This window comes from Pseudomonas sp. E102, assembly GCF_052660185.1.
In genome coordinates, this window is the sequence record NZ_CP084025.1 from 37,077 (window position 1) to 52,961 (window position 15,885).

At 61.9% G+C, this 15,885-nt stretch carries 15 protein-coding genes; 8 read left to right on the forward strand and 7 right to left on the reverse strand.

Features of this window, described 5'->3' with window-relative positions; genetic code table 11:
• The first annotated feature begins 142 nt into the window (after positions 1 to 142).
• Both quiC and DOCECA_RS00190 read left to right on the forward strand, forming a co-directional pair.
• The gene (quiC, locus tag DOCECA_RS00185; protein WP_434609449.1) at positions 143 to 2,041 is read left to right on the forward strand and encodes a 3-dehydroshikimate dehydratase QuiC; all 1,899 of its coding nucleotides are present in this window, start codon (positions 143 to 145) and stop codon (positions 2,039 to 2,041) included.
• 102 nt (positions 2,042 to 2,143) lie between these two features.
• Positions 2,144 to 2,821, forward strand: coding sequence for a TetR/AcrR family transcriptional regulator (locus DOCECA_RS00190; RefSeq protein WP_420767292.1), 678 nt, complete (start codon positions 2,144 to 2,146; stop codon positions 2,819 to 2,821).
• 153 nt (positions 2,822 to 2,974) lie between these two features.
• On the opposite strand, the gene DOCECA_RS00195 is transcribed toward DOCECA_RS00190, so the two are convergent.
• The 4 genes from DOCECA_RS00195 to DOCECA_RS00210 form a co-directional block, all read right to left on the reverse strand.
• The gene (locus tag DOCECA_RS00195) at positions 2,975 to 3,826 is read right to left on the reverse strand and encodes a shikimate dehydrogenase (RefSeq protein ID WP_445571291.1); all 852 of its coding nucleotides are present in this window, start codon (positions 3,824 to 3,826) and stop codon (positions 2,975 to 2,977) included.
• A gap of 4 nt (positions 3,827 to 3,830) precedes the next feature.
• Positions 3,831 to 4,271 (reverse strand): type II 3-dehydroquinate dehydratase, encoded by a 441-nt coding sequence (gene aroQ, locus DOCECA_RS00200; protein WP_434649962.1) that lies wholly within the window; start codon positions 4,269 to 4,271, stop codon positions 3,831 to 3,833.
• Between the two features lie 296 nt (positions 4,272 to 4,567).
• Entirely contained in the window at positions 4,568 to 5,647 is a 1,080-nt protein-coding gene (gene trmA, locus DOCECA_RS00205; RefSeq protein ID WP_434649964.1) for a tRNA (uridine(54)-C5)-methyltransferase TrmA, read from the reverse strand.
• Complete coding sequence (locus DOCECA_RS00210) at positions 5,644 to 6,939, reverse strand: NCS2 family permease (RefSeq protein WP_420767288.1); 1,296 nt, start codon at positions 6,937 to 6,939, stop codon at positions 5,644 to 5,646. The genes trmA and DOCECA_RS00210 overlap by 4 nt, the downstream gene beginning before the upstream one ends.
• A gap of 217 nt (positions 6,940 to 7,156) precedes the next feature.
• Here DOCECA_RS00210 and DOCECA_RS00215 point away from each other — a divergent pair, with 217 nt between their 5' ends.
• Positions 7,157 to 7,597: a DUF4879 domain-containing protein gene (locus tag DOCECA_RS00215; protein WP_420767287.1), complete on the forward strand. Its 441-nt coding sequence runs from the start codon at positions 7,157 to 7,159 to the stop codon at positions 7,595 to 7,597.
• A gap of 78 nt (positions 7,598 to 7,675) precedes the next feature.
• On the forward strand, positions 7,676 to 8,242 hold the full coding sequence (locus DOCECA_RS00220; RefSeq protein ID WP_420767286.1) for a DJ-1 family glyoxalase III: 567 nt from the start codon (positions 7,676 to 7,678) through the stop codon (positions 8,240 to 8,242).
• Positions 8,243 to 8,247: 5 nt separating this feature from the next.
• Here DOCECA_RS00220 and DOCECA_RS00225 read toward each other — a convergent pair whose 3' ends face one another.
• Both DOCECA_RS00225 and DOCECA_RS00230 read right to left on the reverse strand, forming a co-directional pair.
• Positions 8,248 to 8,535 carry a HigA family addiction module antitoxin gene (locus tag DOCECA_RS00225; RefSeq protein ID WP_445571292.1) on the reverse strand — a complete coding sequence of 96 codons (288 nt, stop codon included), beginning with the start codon at positions 8,533 to 8,535 and terminating at the stop codon, positions 8,248 to 8,250.
• Positions 8,536 to 8,549: 14 nt separating this feature from the next.
• A complete protein-coding gene (locus DOCECA_RS00230; RefSeq protein ID WP_420767284.1) occupies positions 8,550 to 8,828 on the reverse strand; it encodes a type II toxin-antitoxin system RelE/ParE family toxin in 279 nt (92 codons plus the stop codon).
• A gap of 182 nt (positions 8,829 to 9,010) precedes the next feature.
• Here DOCECA_RS00230 and DOCECA_RS00235 point away from each other — a divergent pair, with 182 nt between their 5' ends.
• The 3 genes from DOCECA_RS00235 to DOCECA_RS00245 are packed head-to-tail and all read left to right on the forward strand — an operon-like array spanning position 9,011 to position 12,722.
• Positions 9,011 to 9,535 (forward strand): (2Fe-2S)-binding protein, encoded by a 525-nt coding sequence (locus DOCECA_RS00235; RefSeq protein WP_434562202.1) that lies wholly within the window; start codon positions 9,011 to 9,013, stop codon positions 9,533 to 9,535.
• The gene (locus tag DOCECA_RS00240) at positions 9,532 to 10,524 is read left to right on the forward strand and encodes an FAD binding domain-containing protein (protein ID WP_445571293.1); all 993 of its coding nucleotides are present in this window, start codon (positions 9,532 to 9,534) and stop codon (positions 10,522 to 10,524) included. Before DOCECA_RS00235 ends, DOCECA_RS00240 begins: the two co-directional genes overlap by 4 nt.
• Complete coding sequence (locus DOCECA_RS00245) at positions 10,521 to 12,722, forward strand: xanthine dehydrogenase family protein molybdopterin-binding subunit (protein ID WP_434562206.1); 2,202 nt, start codon at positions 10,521 to 10,523, stop codon at positions 12,720 to 12,722. The genes DOCECA_RS00240 and DOCECA_RS00245 overlap by 4 nt, the downstream gene beginning before the upstream one ends.
• On the opposite strand, the gene DOCECA_RS00250 is transcribed toward DOCECA_RS00245, so the two are convergent.
• Positions 12,719 to 13,957 carry an MFS transporter gene (locus tag DOCECA_RS00250; protein ID WP_434562208.1) on the reverse strand — a complete coding sequence of 413 codons (1,239 nt, stop codon included), beginning with the start codon at positions 13,955 to 13,957 and terminating at the stop codon, positions 12,719 to 12,721. The two genes, DOCECA_RS00245 and DOCECA_RS00250, sit on opposite strands and share 4 nt — an antisense overlap.
• Before the next feature lie 488 nt (positions 13,958 to 14,445).
• Between DOCECA_RS00250 and DOCECA_RS00255 the strand changes: the two genes are divergently transcribed.
• A complete protein-coding gene (locus DOCECA_RS00255; protein ID WP_420767279.1) occupies positions 14,446 to 15,885 on the forward strand; it encodes a cytochrome ubiquinol oxidase subunit I in 1,440 nt (479 codons plus the stop codon).

The following is a 15,885-nucleotide window of genomic DNA, read 5'->3' on the forward strand; positions in this document are numbered from 1 at the left end:
ATAGTGTTCGATAATCGCCCAAAAAACTAACCGGATGGTACATATTAAATTGCCCAAAGAAACCGGCAGCTCAATAATCCCCCGACTCTTTTAAAAAGCGGCGCATTTTTTGTAGCCGACGCCAGTCCCGGGAGCCGAAGTCATGCAGCGTTCCATTGCCACTGTTTCCTTGAGCGGTACCCTGCCGGAAAAACTCGAAGCCATTGCCGCCGCCGGTTTTGACGGTGTGGAGATTTTCGAGAACGATCTCCTTTACTACGACGGCAGCCCTCGGGAAATCAGGCAGATGTGCGCCGACCTGGGCATTGCCATCACGCTGTTCCAACCCTTTCGAGATTTTGAAGGGTGCCGCCGGGATCGCCTGGCGCGCAACCTGGAGCGAGCCGAGCGTAAGTTCGACTTGATGCAGGAGTTGGGCACCGACCTGGTGCTGGTGTGCAGCAATGCTTCGGCCGACAGCGTCGGCGACGAACGGATACTGATCGATGACCTGCGGCTGCTGGCCGAGCGGGCCGGCGCCCGAGGCTTGCGCATCGGTTATGAAGCGTTGGCCTGGGGCCGGCACGTCAATACCTATCAACAGGTCTGGGACATCGTCCGCCAAGCCGATCACCCGAACCTGGGCGTGCTGCTCGACAGTTTCCATACCTTGTCGCTCAAGGGCGACCCCAGCGCCATCGCCGAGATTCCAGGCGAGAAAATCTTCTTCGTGCAAATGGCCGATGCGCCGATCCTGGCGATGGACGTCCTGGAATGGAGCCGGCACTTCCGTTGTTTCCCGGGTCAGGGCGAATTCGATTTGCCGGGATTCCTCGCGCCGATCATCAAGAGCGGCTATACCGGGCCGCTGTCGCTGGAAATCTTCAACGACGGCTTTCGCGCCGCGCCGCCCAGGGCCAATGCAGCCGATGGGTTGCGTTCACTGCTGTACCTGGAAGAGAAGACGCGCCAGCGCCTGGCCGAGGAAGCGCCCGCGCAGACGCCTGAAATTCTGTTCGAGACCCCTGCGGCCAGCGAATACAACGGCATCGAGTTCCTTGAATTTGCCGTGGACGACAATCTCGGCGCCAAGCTCGCCCATTGGCTGGAGCGCCTGGGCTTCGTCAAGGCCGGCCAGCATCGCTCCAAGAACGTCAGCCTGTTGCGCCAGGGCGATATCAACCTGATCCTCAATTGCGAGCCGTATTCCTTCGCCCATAGTTTTTTCGAGGCCCACGGCCCTTCGCTGTGCGCCATGGCGGTACGCGTCAAGGACAGCACCAGCGCCCTGAAACGGGCCGTGGCCTACAAGGGCCAGCCGTATCGCGGGCTCGTCGGGCCCAATGAACTGGAGCTGGCGGCGGTACGCGCGCCGGACAGCAGCCTGATCTACCTGGTGGATCAGGACGCCGACGTCTACGGCACCGACTTCAATCTGCAGCCCGCTGCCGCCATCGGCGCCGGGCTCAAGCGCATCGACCACATGGCGATGGCCCTGCCGGCCGACAGCCTCGACAGCTGGGTGCTGTTCTACAAGAGCCTGCTGGACTTCGAGGCCGACGACGAAGTGGTACTGCCGGACCCGTATGGCCTGGTGAAAAGCCGTGCGCTGCGCAGCCGCTGCAGCTCGATTCGCTTGCCGTTGAACATTTCCGAGAACCGCAACACCGCAATCTCACATGCGCTGTCGAGTTATCGCGGTTCCGGCGTGCATCACATCGCCTTCGATTGCGATGACATCTTTGCCCAGGTCAGTTGTGCCAAGGAGGCCGGGGTGCCGTTGCTGGACATCCCCCTCAATTACTACGACGACCTGGCGGCGCGTTTCGATTTCGACGATGAGTTCCTCAGCGAGCTGGCATACTTCAACGTGCTGTACGACCGGGATGCCCAGGGTGGCGAGCTGTTTCATGTCTATACCGAGCCGTTCGAAGGGCGTTTCTTCTTCGAAATCATCCAGCGCAAGAACGGTTACGCGGGGTACGGCGCCGCCAACGTCGCGGTGCGCCTGGCGGCCATGGCCAAGTCCCGCAGTGGCGGCGTGCGGCACGCCAAGTTGTAGGGAAATCGTAACGAGGGCGGTAAAGGGCAGTGCCTTGGCTTCCTTCACTGCCCGGTGCGGCCCATAATCGCCAACCTGTGCAGTGACGGCCGTGAGCCCGCAATGACTATGAATCCAGAGCTTTCCGCAGCCCTCGACGAACCTGTCGCCGCGCCGCGCAAGAGTCGCAAGAACAACCCGGAGAAAACCCGGGAGAACATTCTCCAGGAAGCCATCGTCGAGTTTGTCCAGCAAGGCCTGGCGGGCGCTCGGGTCGACGCTATCGCCGAGCGCATCCACACCTCCAAGCGCATGATCTATTACTACTTCGGCAGCAAGGAACAGCTGTACGTGGAGGTGCTGGAGAAACTCTATGGCGATATCCGCACCACCGAAAGCCGCCTGCATCTGGCAGAGCTGGCGCCAGTCGAGGCGATCCGGCGCCTGGTGGAATTCACCTTCGATCACCACGACCGCAACGTGGATTTCGTGCGTATCGTCTGCATTGAAAACATCCACAACGCCGAGTACGTGAAACAGTCTGGTGCAATCAAGGCGATGACCAATACCATCCTCGACTCCCTGGGCGTGATCCTGCGTCGCGGCGCCGAAGAAGGGGTGTTCCGCGCCGGCCTGGAACCGCTGGATGTACATTTGCTGATCAGTTCGTTCTGCTTCTACCGGGTGTCGAACCGCCAGACGTTTGGTGAGATCTTTCAGATCGACTTGTCGGACGAAGCGGTCAAGCAGCGGCACCGACAGATGGTGTGTGAGTCGGTGTTGCGGTACTTGCAGGCCTGATCCTGAACCTATGCAGACCTTGTGGGAGCGAGCCTATGTGGGAGCGAGCTTGCTCGCGATGGCGGCATGTCAGTCACGTTGATATCAACGGATCCACCGCTATCGCGAGCAAGCTCGCTCCCACAAGTTCCCTCAGGGAGTTTGTCGCGAGCTTCAGGAATTCATGCTCTGAAAATGCGCCAGCATCCGCCCCGCATCCGGCGCCACGCCGCTGAACAGTTCGAACGCCTTCACCGCCTGGAACACCGCCATGGTGCCGCCGTCCAGTGTGCGGCAGCCGAGCGCGCGGGCGTTGCGCAGCAGTTCGGTTTCCAGCGGGAAATACACAATCTCCGCCACCCACAGGTCGCCCCGCAACAACTCGACCGGCACCGGCATGCCCGGCAGTTTTGCCATGCCCATGGGCGTGGTGTTCACCAAGCCGTCGGCTTCGGCCATGGCAGCGGGAAGATCATGCCCGGCGCGGGCGCGACCGGCGCCGAAGTGTTGGTTCAGGTTGTTGGCCAATGCCTCGGCACGGCTGACCTCGACATCAAAAATGCTCAGCGTCTCCACGCCCTCCACCAATAAGGCGTGGGCCACCGCTGCGCCAGCGCCGCCAGCGCCCATCTGGACCACGCGGTTGCGCGCGACATCGCCCAGGCCTCGACGAAAACCTTCGGCGAAACCCAGGCAGTCGGTGTTATGGCCGATGCGCTTGCCGTCCTTGAGCACCACGGTGTTCACCGCGCCGATTCCCCGCGCTTCCGCCGAAAGGTCATCCAACAGAGGTATGACCGCCTGCTTGCAAGGAAAGGTGATGTTCAGGCCGGTGAAATCCATGCGTTCGGCGGCCATCAGCAAGTCGGGCAGGGCGCTGCTGTCGAGTTTCAGCGCGTCGAGATCGATCAGTCGATACAGGTAACGCATGCCTTGGGCATCGCCTTCGCGCTCATGCAGCGCTGGCGTGCGAGACGCCTGGATACCCGCGCCGATCAGGCCGGCCAGTACAGTGACGTTCGGCATGCGCTCAACCCTTCAACCGATGACTGAAATGTTCGAGGGCCAGGCGATAACCATGGCTGCCAAACCCGCACATCACGCCGATGGCGACGGATGAGACGAAGGAGTGGTGGCGAAACGTCTCGCGGGCGTGGACGTTGGAAAGATGGACTTCGATGACCGGCACTTCGCTCGCCACCAGGGCATCGCGGATCGCCACGGAGGTGTGGGTCCAGGCCGCCGGGTTGATGACGATACCGCTGCACCGGCCTCGGGCGCCGTGAATCCAATCAATCAATTCACCCTCCTGGTTGGTCTGGCGAAATTCCACGGTCAGGCCGAACTCCTCGGCGGCGCGGCCGCACAGCGCGGAAATATCGGCCAGGGTTTCGTGGCCATAGGTCGCCGGCTCGCGGGTGCCGAGCAGGTTCAGGTTCGGGCCGTTGAGCACCAGAACGATCGGAGGCATCGCACAATCTCCACATTTTTATTGTTGGTCTCGGCGGGTTTCAGCCGGTGGAGATAAATTGTACTAGATGGTTAATTTGGTCAAATAAAGCAGCGGTTGTCGGGCAATAAGTGTTCGATGATCGAACATTGCCGGCCGAAAGGTGAGGGAGAGCAATTGTGGCGAGGGGATTTATCCCCGCTCGAGTGCGCAGCACTCGCAAGAGGCCAGACAAGACAGAGCAGAGGGCCGCTTCGCAGCCCAGCGGGGATAAATCCCCTCGCCACAGGGTAATCCTTCACCCCGAAAGGGAGGACTCAGCGCCGCGTCAACAACACCCCGGATTCCATGTGGTGGGTCCAAGGGAATTGATCGAACAACGCGCAGCGCGTGATGCGGTGGGTATCGTTCAGTTGCGCGATGTTCGCGGCGAGGGTTTCGGGGTTGCAAGAGATGTAGAGGATGTTGTCGAAGCGCCGGGTCAGCTCGCAGGTGTCCGGGTCCATGCCGGCGCGAGGCGGGTCGACGAAGACGCTGCCGAATTCGTAGCTTTTCAGGTCGATGCCCTGCAGGCGCCGGAACGGCCGAACTTCGTTCAGGGCTTCGGTCAGCTCTTCAGCGGACAGGCGCACCAGCGTGACATTGTCTACCGCGTTCTCGCTGAGGTTGCTCAGTGCGGCGTTGACCGAAGTCTTGCTGATCTCAGTGGCGAGCACTTTGCGCACACGGGTTGCCAGCGGCAAAGTGAAGTTGCCGTTGCCGCAGTACAACTCCAGCAGGTCGTCATTGCGATCGCCCAGGGCTTCATAAGCCCAGTTGAGCATCTTCTGGTTCACCGTGCCGTTGGGCTGGGTGAAGGCGCCTTCGGGTTGGCGATAGCTGAAGGTGCGGCCGCCCACGTCGAGTTTCTCCACCACGTAGTCGTGGCCGATCACTTCGCGTTTGCCCTTGGAGCGGCCGATGATGCTTACGCCCAGCTCGGCCGCCAGTTTCGAAGCTGCGACGTGCCAGTGTTCATCCAGCGGACGGTGGTAACACAGGGTGATCATCGCGTCGCCGGCCAGGGTGGTCAGGAACTCCACCTGGAACAGCTTGTGGCTCAACGGCGCGCTGGCTTGCCAGGCGGCCTTGAGCTGCGGCATCAATTGGTTGATGCGCAGGCTGGCGATGGGGAACGCTTCGATGAGGATCGGCGTGCGCTTGTCTTCCTGGGAAAACATCGCGTAATGGCGTTCGCCGGCCTCGCGCCACAGGCGGAATTCGGCTCGCAGGCGGAAGTTCTGTAGCGGAGAGTCGAACACCTCGGGCTCGGGGGCATCGAACGGAGCCAGCAGGTCGCGCAGGCGCACGACCTTGTCTTGCAGCTGGGTGGCGTAGGCCTGGGAATCAAAAGTCATGCGTTGAACCAACCCAACTTGATAACGAACAGGATCGAAAGGATGACCAGCGCCGGGTTCAGCTCACGGCCGCGGCCGGACACCAGTTTGATGGCGGTCCAGGCGATGAAGCCGAAGGCGATGCCGTTGGCGATGGAATAGGTGAACGGCATCGCCAGGGCAGTGATCACCACCGGAGCGGCAACGGTAACGTCGTCCCAGTCGATTTCCGCCAGGCCGGAGGTCATCAATACCGCGACGAACAGCAAGGCCGGCGCGGTGGCGAAGGCCGGGACGCTGGCGGCCAACGGCGAGAAGAACAGCGCCAGCAGGAACAGGATCGCGACCACGATCGCCGTAAGGCCGGTGCGGCCGCCGGCGCTGACGCCCGCCGCCGATTCGATGTAGCTGGTGGTCGTCGACGTGCCTAGCAGCGAACCGGCCATGGCGGCGGTGCTGTCGGCAATCAGCGCACGGCCCATTTTCGGCATGTGGCCGTCCTTGCCCATCAGCCCGGCGCGCTTGGCGACGCCGATCAGGGTGCCGGAGTTATCGAACAGATCGACGAACAGGAACGCGAAGATCACGCTCACCAGGCCGATGTCCAGGGCGCCCTTGATGTCCAGTTGCAGGAAGGTCGGGGCCAGGGATGGCGGCGCGGAAATGATGCCGCCAAAGGGCGTGAAGCCCATCAGGATCGAGACGATGGTGACCGCCAGGATGCCGATCAGTACCGCGCCGCGCACTTTAAGCGCCTCCAGAGCGACAATCAGTACGAAGCCCAGGGTTGCCAGGATCGGCGCCGGTTGCTTCAGGTCGCCGAGGCCGACCATGGTTGCTGGGTTTTTCACCACGATGCCGGCGTTGTTCAGGGCGATCAGCGCCAGGAACAGGCCAATACCGGCGGCGATGGCCGAGCGCAGCGGCAGCGGGATGCTGTTGATGATCCATTCCCGGATGCGGAAGATCGATAGCAGAAAGAACAGCACGGCGGAGACGAACACCGCCCCCAGCGCCACTTGCCAGGTATGGCCCATGTGCAGGACCACGGTGTAGGTGAAGAAGGCGTTCAGGCCCATGCCCGGCGCGAGGGCGATCGGGTAGTTGGCGATCAGGCCCATGACTGTGGAACCAATGGCCGCCGCCAGACAGGTGGCGACGAATACCGCGCCCTTGTCCATGCCGGTTTCGCCGAGGATGCTCGGGTTGACGAACAGAATGTAGGCCATGGCCAGGAACGTCGTGACGCCCGCCAGGATCTCGGTCCGCACGTTGGTATTGTGTGCCTTGAGTTGAAACAGCCTTTCCAGCATGTCTGCTCCCCGTGGCGCGCGCGGCGCCGTGAATGTATCGACCTCAACAGCAAAGCACAGGTCGCCAGGGGCGCCGGGATTTTCTGCGGGTCGGAAAAAGCCGCGCATCATAGCAGCGCGGCGATGTGGCTGCGATCCTCGGTGTGCGTCGCATAAGTGTGCGCAGGCAAAAGTTGGGCCATACTGCGCCCGATTTCGGACGGTCGGGATGTATCGCATGAAAAACATTGCATGGGCCTGGGTGTTCGGCCTGGGGCTGGCCGTGCCGGTCGCGCACGCCGCGTCGGCACCACCGCTGAGCGAGGTCAAGGTGCTCAAGGTCGAGTCGCCGGCCTGTGGTTTCGAAGACGTTTCCGCAGGACAGGCGCAAACCCGTTGCGACCACAGTGGCCCGCATATCAAGGTCTACGTGCTGGAGCTCGGCATAGGCCACCAGCCGAATGTCACGCTGGACGGCTTCGAGGTCGACGGCACCCGTTCACCGGTGTGTGCATACGACAATGGCAATCTCAATGATTGTTCGACCGGAGCCCGGCGAACGGTCGGCTACTTGTATATCTTCGATCTGAAGGGCAAGCAGGAAGGCACCTTCAGCTTCAGCAACGTGTCTATCAACGCACCGGGCAACCGGATGTCGACCCAGTTGTACATCAAATGACATGCCGTGGACGACCTTCGGCTGACAGGGCCCGGCAAAGCTGACTAGTCTTGAAGGATTACCCAGCGGAGAGTGCCCATGATGCCTGGAACCAAGATCCCCCGAGTCCTGATCGCCGTGGCTGAAGGCGTTGATGATTTGCAGGTGGTGACGCTGATCGACGTGTTGCGCCGGGCGCAGCTTGAAGTCGTCGTGGCGAGTATCGAGGGCCGTCGCATGCTCACCTGCGCACGCGGAACGCGCCTGACCGCCGACGGCATGCTGGTGGACGTGCTGGTGCAGGATTTCGACTTGATCGTCTTGCCGGGCGGCATCATCGGCGTGCAACACCTGGCGGCCCACCCGCCTTTGCAACAATTGATCAAAGACCAGGCGGCCGCCGGGCGCATCTTCGCCGCCATCGCCGAAGCCCCGGCGTTGGTGCTCCAGGCGTTCGGCGTGCTGCGCCAGCGCCGGATGACCTGCCTGCCCGCCGTGAGCCAGCAACTGTCCGGGTGCAGCTTCGTCGACCAGCCAGTGGTGGTGGACGGCAATTGCATCACCGCCCAGGGTTCCGCCGCCGCCTTGGTGTTTGCCCTTGCGCTGGTGGAAGCATTAGCCGGTAAAGGGGTGAGGAGCGTGGTCGCGGCGGAGTTGTTGGCGTGACAGCGTCAAATGTGATGGGCAAGGGGTTCGATCATTGGTTGTTCGCGCCGCTCGGCTTGCCATAGGTCATAGTCGGTCTGGACGCCCAGCCAGACGCGTGCCTTGCCGATGCCTGCGCGTTCCAGGCGTACTGCCAGGTCTGGGCTGACCGGTGCATGGCCGTGCAGTACCCGAGAAAGGTGCGGTCGAGCGAAACCGAGGTGTCTCGCCAGTTCGGTCACCGTGATGCCCAGCTCGGGCAATACGTCCACCAGCAATGTTTCGCCAGGATGTGGCGGATTGTGCATGGGCATGTTCCAGCCTCCTGTCAGTGATAGTCGAGGTAATCGACCAGTTCGATGTCGGACTCGATGAAGCGGAAGACAATTCGCCAGTTCCCTGAAACGCTCAGCGACCAATAATCGACCAGATCACCCTTGAGCGAATGCAATCGCCACCCGGGGATGTCCAGGTCGCTTGGCATGCATGCCCTGTCCATGAACTGAAGCATGCGAGCCAGCCGCTTCCCGTGGTCTGCCCGAATTCCCCGCGTCGAACCCGTTTCATAAAAGACCCTGAGGCCTTTGTGCTGGAAGGATTTAATCATGGAATGGAGTGTAAGGCGATACATTACAGTCTGTGCGATACATATGTACTGCACAGGCGCGCTGGACTCGTGCATTGGGGGGCGGGCAATTGTCTTGGAACGCTCATCCCACCCCGAAGTCGTACCCCTTATGACGGCGGTTTTCCAAAACGCCGCGTGTACGACCAACCGTGAGGTGTTCCATGAGCGCGACCTTGTCCGAAGCGACGCAGGCGTCCTTCGTCCGTCATCCCATACGTCTGACACTCAATGGCGCGGTGCGCGAGTTGCAGGTGCTGCCCTGGACTACGTTGCTCGATTTGCTGCGCGAACAATTGGACCTGGTGGGCAGCAAAAAGGGCTGTGACCACGGCCAATGCGGCGCCTGCACGGTGCTGCGCGACGGCAAACGGATCAACGCCTGCCTGACCCTCGCGGTGATGTGCGACGGTGCCGAGTTGACCACCGTCGAGGGCCTGGCCAATGGCGACGAGTTGCATCCGATGCAACGGGCATTCATCAAGCATGACGCGTTCCAGTGCGGCTATTGCACTCCCGGGCAGATCTGTTCGGCAGTGGCGCTGGCCCACGAGGGGCGGGCGAGCACTGGCGCCGAAATCAGCGAGCTGATGAGCGGCAACCTCTGCCGATGCGGTGCCTACAACAACATTCGCGATGCCATCGAAGAAGCCCTGCCGCTCTGCCAGCAGACCGGAGGTGAGTCGTGAATCCCTTTCGCTACAGCAAGCCCGACACGCTGCAGGCCGCCGTCGAGCTGTCGAGTGCCGATTCGCGTTTCATCGCTGGCGGCACCAACCTGCTCGACCTGATGAAGGAAAACCTCACCCGCCCCCAGCACCTGATCGATATCACCGGGCTGCCCTTGGCTGACCTCAGCGAAACGCCATCGGGCGGGGTGATGATTGGCGCGTTGGTGAGTAACGCCGATTTGGCCTGGCATCCCTGGATCGAGCGCCGTTATCCGTTGCTCTCCCAGGCCATTCTTGCCGGTGCTTCGCCACAGCTGCGCAACATGGCCAGCACGGGTGGCAACCTGTTGCAGCGTACCCGCTGTTACTATTTTTATGACGCCGGTGTGCCGTGCAACAAACGCCGGCCCGGCAGTGGCTGCCCGGCTCGAACCGGTTTGAACCGTATTCACGCGATTCTTGGGGCGAGCGATCAATGCGTCGCGACTCATCCCTCCGACATGTGCGTGGCACTGGCCGCGCTTGACGCGGTGGTCCATGTGCTGGGCCGGGGTGGTCCACGGACCATCGAATTCGCCGACTTCCATCGCCTGCCCGGCGACGCTCCGGACCGGGACAACCAACTGGCCGATGATGAACTGATCACCTATATCGAGCTGCCGCCCACAGGCTTCGCCGAACACAGCCAGTACTTGAAGATCCGTGACCGCGCGTCCTATGCCTTCGCTCTGGTCTCGGTCGCCGCCGCGCTGGAGCTGGACGGGCCGGTGATTCGCCAGGCTCGCCTGGCCTTGGGTGGCGTGGCCCACAAGCCTTGGCGTGATCGATCCGTGGAGAGTTGGTTGGTGGGTCAGGCGGTCAGCCGCGAGACGTTCACGGCCGCCGCGGATGCGCTGCTGCAAGACGCCGAGCCGCTAGAGCACAACGGTTTCAAGGTCAAGTTGGCGCGCCGGGCGATTGTCCGCGCCTTGAGCGATGCCGCACTGGTGGGAGGAACCGCCCGATGAATGCACCGAGCAAAACCATAGGCCAACCGCTGGACCGGGTTGATGGCCTCCTCAAGGTGACCGGTCGGGCCCGTTACGCCGGGGAATATCCGGAAGACGGCTTGTTGCACGGCAGTGTCGTATCCAGTGCCATCGCCCGGGGGCGGGTGGTGGGTATCGATGCTTCCCGCGCCCTGGCGCTGCCGGGTGTCGTTGCTGTGATCGATCATACCAATCGGCCCAAAATCGCCAGCTACGACGAACCCTATCAGGATGCCGACGCGGCGGAGGGCTCGCCGTTCCGGCCACTGTTCAACGACCAGATCCTCTATAGCGGCCAGCCGCTGGCCCTGGTGGTCGCCGAAAACCTGGAGCTGGCCCGTTATGCCGGCTCGCTGGTGGAGATTGAATACGAGGCTGAGGGGCATCAGACCGATCTGACAATCCTGCAAAACGAAGCCCATCCAGCACCTGCAGAACTGCCCAAGCCCCGTGGGAATTTTCAGGGCGAGTACGCGAGCGCAGCCCTGAGTGTGGACGTGTCTTACAGCACGCCGATAGAACACCACAACCCGATGGAGCCCCATGCCTCCACCGTGTTGTACCAACCCGACGCAAGCCTGCATATCCACGACAAGACCCAAGGCGCGCAGAACTGCCAGGCGTACGTGCAAAAAGTATTCGGGCTGGAAAAGGAGCAAGTGCGGGTATTTGCCGCCTACGTGGGCGGCGCGTTTGGTTCCGGCCTGCGTCCGCAATACCAATTGGCGCTCGCGGTGATGGCCGCGCTGCATCTCAAGCGTTCCGTACGGGTCAGCCTGACGCGCCAGCAGATGTTTACGTTTGGCTATCGGCCTCGGACATTCCAGCGCTTGCAATTGGGTGCTGCGGCCAACGGAAGATTGCTCGCGGTAGCGCATACCGCCATTGGCCAGACCTCGCGTTTCGAAGATTTTACCGAGCACGTGGTGGAGTGGAGCGGCATGCTCTATCACTGCGATAACGTGACACTGACGTACAAACTGGCGCCGTTGGACGTGTACACACCGCTGGACATGCGCGCCCCGGGCGCGGCCCTCGGGTTGATCGGGCTGGAGTGTGCCATGGACGAGCTGGCCTGCGCCCTGGCGATCGACCCGGTGCAGTTGCGTCTGATCAACTATGCCGAACGCAACGAAAACGAAGGCAAGCCCTATTCCAGCAAGGAGCTGCGGGCCTGTTACGCCCAGGGCGCCGACCGTTTCGGTTGGAGCAAGCGCAACCCCGAACCGCGCAGCATGCGCAGCGGCCGGCAACTGGTGGGCTGGGGCATGGCGGGCGGCGTGTGGGAAGCCATGCAGCAAAAAGCCAGTGCCCGCGCCTCGCTGGACGCCAACGGCAAGTTGACCGTCAGCAGCGCAACGACGGACATCGGCACCGGCACCTATACCGTCATGACTCAAATTGCCGCCGAGGCGTCAGGCGTTTCCCTTGAGGACGTCACCTTTGTCCTGGGCGACTCGTCGCTGCCAACGGCACCATTGCAGGGTGGATCATTTACCGTCTCGTCGGTGGGCACGGCGGTGCAGAAAGCCTGCGAAGCGCTCAGGGAAAAGCTGCTCGCCGTGGCCCGTCAGTCCTGTCCTGCCTTCAGCGGCGCGACCCTTGAGCAGGTAACATTCATCGACGGTGAACTGCGCATGGGCGAGGCCCGTGTCGCCCTGGCGGAGCTGGCGCAAAAAAGCGGCGAAATGCCGTTGCAGGCGGAGGTCGCCACCGGACCGGATGAAAAACGCCAGGCCTATGCGACCGCCACGCATTCGGCGGTTTTCGTTGAGGTGTTGGTGGATGAAGACCTTGGCACGGTGAAGGTCAACCGAGTGGTCAGCGCCATCGCGGCGGGCCGGGTAGTCAATCCGAAGACTGCCCGCAGCCAGATCCTCGGTGGGGTGGTCTGGGGCGTTGGCATGGCACTGCACGAAGAAACCTTGACCGACCATGCCCTTGGCCGCCACATGAACCACAATCTGGCCGAGTACCATGTGCCGGTGAATGCCGACATTGGCGAGATAGACGTGATATTTGTCGAAGAGCATGACGAGATCGTCAACGCCCTCGGGTCCAAGGGCGTCGGCGAAATCGGCATTGTCGGCGTGGCCGCGGCGGTGGCGAATGCGATCTACCATGCCACGGGCAAACGGGTGCGGGATTTCCCCATCACCCTGGATAAGTTGCTCTAGGCTTTCGCCTCGTCCACCGGTTCGTGCATCCGGTCACGGTTGGCCAGGGTCGGGAACAGTTTGATCCAGGCCCCGGTCACCAGCAGCGTGCCGACGCCGCCCATGACCACCGCCGGCACCGTGCCGAACCAGTGGGCGGTGATCCCGGACTCGAATTCGCCCAACTGGTTCGAGGCGCCGATAAACAACCCATTCACAGCGCTGACCCGACCGCGCATCTCGTCGGGCGTTTCCAACTGCACGAAGGAGGCGCGGATGACCATGCTGATCATGTCCGCCGCGCCCAGCACCACCAATACCGCCAGGGAGAACCAGAACGACGTGGAAAGGCCGAACGCAATGGTGGCGACGCCGAACACGCCCACGGCGGTAAACATTACCCGGCCCACCTTGCGTTCCACGGCAAACCGCGCCAGCCACAGCGACATCAGCAAGGCCCCGACCGCCGGCGCCGAACGCAACAGGCCCAGGCCCCAGGGGCCGGTGAGCAGGATGTCCTTGGCGAATACCGGCAACAGCGCGGTGGCGCCGCCCAACAGCACCGCAAACAAGTCCAGAGAGATCGCCCCTAGGATGTCCGGGCGGCTGCGAATGAAGCGAATACCGGCCAACAGCGAGTCGAGGGTCGCCTTGCCTTTATTCAGCGGTGTCTGCCGGGCAGGCAGGTTGAGCATCAGGCAGCAGGCGATGACATAAAGCAACACGGTTGGCCCATAGACCCAGACGCTGCCAAAGGCGTACAGCAAACCGCCCAGGGCCGGGGCGACGATGGTGGCCGATTGTTGTGCTGATTGCGCGGCGGCCACTGCCCGGGGAAACAACGCGGCAGGGACAATGCTCGGCAACAGCGCCTGGGTGGTCGGCATTTCGAAGGAGCGGGCCGCGCCGAGCAGGAACGCGAGGATGAAGATCATCTCGCGCGTAACGTTGTCGCTGGCGCTGCCAATCGCCAGGGTGAGGGCGATCATGGCTTGCAACGATTGGCAGATGGCCGCGACTTTACGTCGATCGTATCGATCCGCCACGTGCCCGGTGTGCAGCATGAACAGCACCCGTGGGGCGAACTCCACGAGGCCGACGAGCCCCAGGTCCAGGACATTGCCGGTCAATTGATAGAGGTTCCAGCCGATGGCCACCGTCAGCATCTGGAAACCGCTGGCGGTGAATATCCGAGCCAGCCAGAAAGCAATGAAGGGACGATGGTGACGGAGCAGAAGGGGCGCTTGGCTGGGCATCTGTGACGGGGTCCGGTGATGGGAAGGTCGAGATTATCACTGAGCTGTAACAGGAAGTTGCGGTGGTTGGAAAAATAGTTAGCCAAACATCGATATTGGCTTGAGGGAACATTTGTGACGAGGGGATTTAGCGAAACGTCGCACCGCCCCGCTGGGGCGCTAAGCGGCCCCAAGCTTCTGCGAGTGCTGTGCGATCGAGCGGGGATGAATCCCCTCGCCACAAGAGTTTTTACTTATGTCCTGAGCACCTGGGACAACCTGCCACGCGACAAAAAACCACGCCGTCCATCGGCCATATAGCGACTACTCTTTGAACATTGCTTGACCCAGGTCAATCCCCTTGGGGCGTTGTGCTGGCGGCCATTGGGCCAAAGTCCTGCGTTGTGACGGTTTAAAAAGAACGATTTTAAAAGCATCGCACTCCATATCCCTGGGGGCTGTGATGCAAGCCCCGCCCGCAGCCGGTTTTACCTGACAGAGGAAGACTTATGTTCGGTTTGGAGGCGCTCGATCTCGCCCGAATCCAGTTCGCGTTCACCATCTCGTTCCACATCCTGTTCCCGGCCATCACCATTGGCCTGGCGAGTTACCTGGCGGTACTCGAAGGCCTGTGGCTGAAGACACACGACGATACCTACCGCGACCTGTATCACTTCTGGTCGAAGATTTTCGCCGTCAACTTCGGCATGGGGGTGGTCTCCGGGCTGGTGATGGCTTATCAGTTCGGCACCAACTGGAGCCGTTTTTCGGATTTCGCTGGCGCTGTAACCGGGCCGCTCCTGACTTATGAAGTGCTCACGGCATTCTTCCTCGAAGCGGGCTTCCTCGGCGTAATGCTGTTCGGCTGGAATCGCGTGGGGCGTGGCTTGCACTTCTTTTCCACGGTCATGGTGGCGATCGGTACGCTGATCTCGACCTTCTGGATCCTGTCGTCCAACAGTTGGATGCAGACCCCGCAAGGCTACGAAATCATCGATGGCCGAGTCATTCCGGTGGACTGGCTGGCCGTGGTGTTCAACCCCTCGTTTCCGTTCCGGCTGATGCACATGTCGGTCGCGGCCTTTGTCGCCACCGCGTTTTTCGTCGGCTCGTCGGCGGCCTGGCACCTGCTGCGCGGTCGCGATAACCCGGCCATTCGCCGCATGTTGTCGATGGCGATGTGGATGGCCCTGCTGGTCGCGCCCGTACAGGCGGTAATCGGTGACTTCCACGGTCTCAATACGCTGAAGCACCAGCCGGCAAAAATTGCCGCCATCGAAGGGCACTGGGAAAACGTCGGCGACGAACCCACGCCGCTGATTCTGTTCGGCTGGCCGGACATGAAGGCCGAGCAAACCAAGTTCGCTGTGGAAATCCCGTACCTGGGCAGCTTGATCCTGACCCACTCGCTGACCGATCAGGTGCCGGCGCTGAAGGATTTCCCGCCTGAGGATCGACCGAATTCGACCATCGTGTTCTGGTCGTTCCGGGTCATGGTGGGCCTGGGGTTGCTGATGATATTCACTGGGCTGTGCAGCCTCTGGCTACGCCGCGGCAACCGGCTTTACCAATCCCGCCCGTTCCTGCACCTGGTGCTGTGGATGGGGCCTTCCGGGCTGATCGCGATCCTGGCCGGCTGGTTCACCACGGAAATCGGTCGCCAGCCGTGGGTAGTCTACGGCTTGATGCGCACGGCGGATGCGTCGTCCGGCCACAGCTTTGCGCAGATGAGCTTCACCCTGGTCATGTTCGTGGTGGTGTATTTCGCGCTGTTCGGCGCGGGGTTGAGCTACATGATGCGTCTGGTGCGCAAGGGCCCGGTGGCCCAGGAAGCCGAGCCGACCGACGGTGGCCCCGGTCAGAAACGCACCCCGGCCCGTCCATTGTCGGCCGCCAACGAAGGCGACGACGAAGTGGACCACAACGACAGCTCGAACAAGGGGAATTGA